Genomic DNA, 3,231 nt, shown 5'->3' on the forward strand with positions numbered 1-3,231 from the left:
CCTGCGCCCCGCCCCGGGGGATGGGGCCCACCGCGGCGTGGGGGGCCCCTTCACGCGTGGCGCAGGGCTTCAGCCGGACATGGCCACCAGGACCCGGCGGTCCCCGCCGAAGGGGCGCCGGCCGTGGCCGACCGCGACGTTGTCGATGACCATCAGATCGCCCTGGCGCCAGTCGACGTCGACGGCGACCTCCAGACCCCGGTCGTGGATGTGCAGGATGTGGGCGTCGGGGATGGGACTGCCGTCGGCGAAGGTGACGGACTGGGGCAGTTCCTCCGGAGGGAGGATCTGCGCCAGCTCGCGGGAGGTCTCGTCGCCGAGCGCGGCCGGGTGGAAGTGGTCCGCCTGGTTGAACCAGACCTCGGTGCCGGAGTGGGGGTGCTTGACGGTGGCCGGGCGGATCGGGCTGATCATGCGCAGCCCGCCGTCGGGCATCCACCGCCAGTCGAACTCCCCCTGTTCGAGGAAGGATTCGACGACGGTGCGGTCGTCGGTCTCGAAGGTCTGGCGCCAGCTGCGGCCTAGTCCGAAGCCGTCATGGAGGTTCTGGGTGTAACGAATGCCGGCCGCGAACGCGTCCCGCACCTCCTCGTCGAGGGAGTCCAGCCACAGGCCTCCGTCGACGACGGGCGTCGCGCCGCCGGAGCCGGGGGTGGTGGCGCAGTAGAAGAAGAGCCGTTCGGGCCATTGGTGGCTGTAGGACAGCTCGTTGTGCATGGCGATGGTCATGTGCTGCGGGTACTCGGTGGACGTGTAGAGGTTCCCGCCGACTTTGGTACGCGGCGAGGTGCCGTGCGTGTAGGCGAGCCGGTTCGGCAGCAGCAGGTCCATCGCGGTCTCGACGTCGTGCTCGGCGACCCCGAAGCCGCGGAACACGACGGCCTTCTCGCGAGCGAGCAGCTGGGCGAAGTCGCCTGTTCCGGCGAGAACTTCTCGAATCCCTTCGGCGCCGGTGCCGCCGCCCTCGGGGCGCAGCTCCAGCGGCTTCCAGTTCGCGGGGTCGGTGGTTCCCCTGGTGTCGGTCATGCCGGCCTCTTCTCCGTTTGCTTGCTACCTCGTCCGTGGTCCCGCGGCGCGACCGGGCCGCGGGGTCGTGCTGGAACACCTGTTCCGTCGTGTCGGGCCCGCAGGCCGGCCCCCGGGCGGTGGTGCCGGTGCTCGGTGCAGGCCGAGGCGGCCGGGGGACGCGCGAGCGGCGCCGGTGTGCCCGTGGCCGCGCGTGCCGACGGTCGCGGCTCACCCGGCCCGGCTCGTCGGCCATCTGGGCCTGGAGGCCCGGGAGCCGGGTCAGGGCCGGAGACCGTGGCCGGGGTGCCGGGACCCGGCGGGCCGGCGTCCGGACTTCCGGCTCCGCCGGGACGGGGGATTCCTGGGGCGGAGCCGGAAGCGTTCGGGGACGGGCCCCCGGGGCGGCCGGTCCGCGTCGAACTTGGTGACGGGCACGGCCGGAGACCCACTATGCGCCCGGCCGCACAGCCCGGGTCAACGGCCGCCGCCTGTTCGTTCAACTGCGTGCAGGGACCGGTCGAACAGCGCGCACGGGCCCGAGGTGGGCGTCAACAGACAGGCTTGATGGACGAGTTGGGGCGATGTCATGGTGGTGCGCCCGACGGATGTCGGGCCGCCCGGCACCGGCCGGCCTCCCCCACGCCCTTCGTCCACGCGTGCTCCCACGACGACTGGAGACCCTCTTGCACCCCATGACTGTGACCGAGGGCGCGCCATGCCCTATGTGACCTCCAATGGCATCCGGCTCTCCTACCAGCGCTCGGGCCAAGGGGAGCCGGTGCTCCTCATCATGGGCTCGGGTGCCGCCGGCCACGTCTGGACCACGCACCAGACGCCGGCGCTCAACGAGGCGGGCTACGAGACGATCATCTTCGACAACCGGGGCATCGGCGCCTCCGACTCGCCTCCCGGGATGTACACGCTCGCCGAGATGGCGGCCGACACCCGAGGCCTGATCGAGGCCCTGAACCTCGGCCCGTGCCGCATCGTCGGCACGTCCATGGGCGCGATGATCGCCCAGGAAGTGGCCTGCCAGGCACCGCACCTGGTCCGCTCTGCCGTCCTGATCGCCACGCGCGCGCGTTCCGACGCGACGCGGCGGGCCATGACGGAGGCGGACCGGGCGCTGCGGGAGAGCGGTGTGCGGCTGCCGCCGAGTTACGAGGCGATGCGCACGGTCCTGGAAATGCTGTCCCCGGCGACCCTGAACGACGACGCGGCGGCCTCCGGCTGGCTGGAGATCTTCGAGCTGACCGGCGGCGGCACGAGCGGTGGCGGCCAGGCCGGGGTGGACCGGGCGGGCGACCGCCGCGACGCGCTGCGCACGATCGCCGTGCCGTGTCGCACGATCGCGTTCGCCGACGACCTCATCTGCCCGCCACACCTGGTGGCCGAGGTCGCGGACGCCATTCCGGGCTGCGACCACGTGGAGATCCCCGACTGCGGACACCTCGGCAACCTGGAGCGCCCTGACGTGGTCAACGCCGCGATCCTCGAGTTCCTCGCCAAGTACTGAGGCTCCATCACACGTGAGGGCTCGCTGTGACACAGACAGAGACAATTGATTCGGAACCCGCGGCGAAGACCATGCGGCGCGGAGTGACCACGTGGACACTCCGGATGTCCTCGCCCGAGCAGCTGCGCCCGGTGGGCGCGAGCGTGCCCATGCGGGTGGAGCGGTCCCAGGTGCCGTCGATCGACCTGAGCCGTGCTCTGTACGCGGCGGTGGGCTCCCGGGTGTGCTGGACGGACCGGTTCGCGTGGGACCACGAGACCTGGGAGGCATGGGTCAGCCACGACTCCGTGGCGACCTGGATCGCCACGGTCCGGGGCACCGTCGCCGGCTTCTTCGAGCTGCAGACACGGTCGGGCGGCGCGGTGGAGATCGTGCTGTTCGGCCTCCTGCCGCAGTTCTACGGGCAGGGCCTGGGCGGTGCGCTGCTGACCGCCTGTGTGGAGAACGCCTGGCGCGGCGGTGTCGACTGGAGCCCGGGAGCCGGGCCCACGTCGCACGTCTTTCTGCGCACCAGCACGCTCGACCACCGCCACGCCGTGCGCAACTATCTGGCCCGCGGATTCGAGACGGCCGAGGTGGAGACGGCGGACAAGCCGATCCCCGACCCACGGCTCGCTCCCTGGCCGCTGCCGCACGACCCGCGGGCGATGCCGGCGGGCGACCTGTAGCGGCGCGGGTATGCGGCGGTTGCCGCGGGGCTCTTGCCC

At 72.1% G+C, this 3,231-nt stretch carries 3 protein-coding genes; 2 read left to right on the forward strand and 1 reads right to left on the reverse strand.

Annotated features, from left to right (window positions below; translation table 11 throughout):
• Positions 1-69: 69 nt before the first annotated feature.
• Positions 70-1,026, reverse strand: a complete 957-nt coding sequence (locus tag ACFVZW_RS36910) for a TauD/TfdA family dioxygenase (protein ID WP_384530956.1) — start codon at positions 1,024-1,026, stop codon at positions 70-72.
• Positions 1,027-1,723: 697 nt separating this feature from the next.
• Here ACFVZW_RS36910 and ACFVZW_RS36915 point away from each other — a divergent pair.
• Together ACFVZW_RS36915 and ACFVZW_RS36920 are read left to right on the forward strand one after the other, a co-directional pair.
• Positions 1,724-2,524 carry an alpha/beta fold hydrolase gene (locus tag ACFVZW_RS36915; RefSeq protein WP_384530958.1) on the forward strand — a complete coding sequence of 267 codons (801 nt, stop codon included), beginning with the start codon at positions 1,724-1,726 and terminating at the stop codon, positions 2,522-2,524.
• 83 nt (positions 2,525-2,607) lie between these two features.
• Positions 2,608-3,192, forward strand: a complete 585-nt coding sequence (locus ACFVZW_RS36920; protein WP_384530960.1) for a GNAT family N-acetyltransferase — start codon at positions 2,608-2,610, stop codon at positions 3,190-3,192.
• Positions 3,193-3,231 lie beyond the last annotated feature (39 nt).

Source organism: Streptomyces sp. NPDC059567 (assembly GCF_042735655.1).
In the GTDB taxonomy this organism is placed as follows: Bacteria; Actinomycetota; Actinomycetes; order Streptomycetales; family Streptomycetaceae; genus Streptomyces.

Bases quoted from the DNA above. Each gene is read 5' to 3' on its own strand.
- ACFVZW_RS36910 (WP_384530956.1), bottom strand. From the start codon at position 1,026: ATGACCGACACCAGGGGAACCACCGACCCCGCGAACTGGAAGCCGCTG.
- ACFVZW_RS36915 (WP_384530958.1), top strand. From the start codon at position 1,724: ATGCCCTATGTGACCTCCAATGGCATCCGGCTCTCCTACCAGCGCTCG.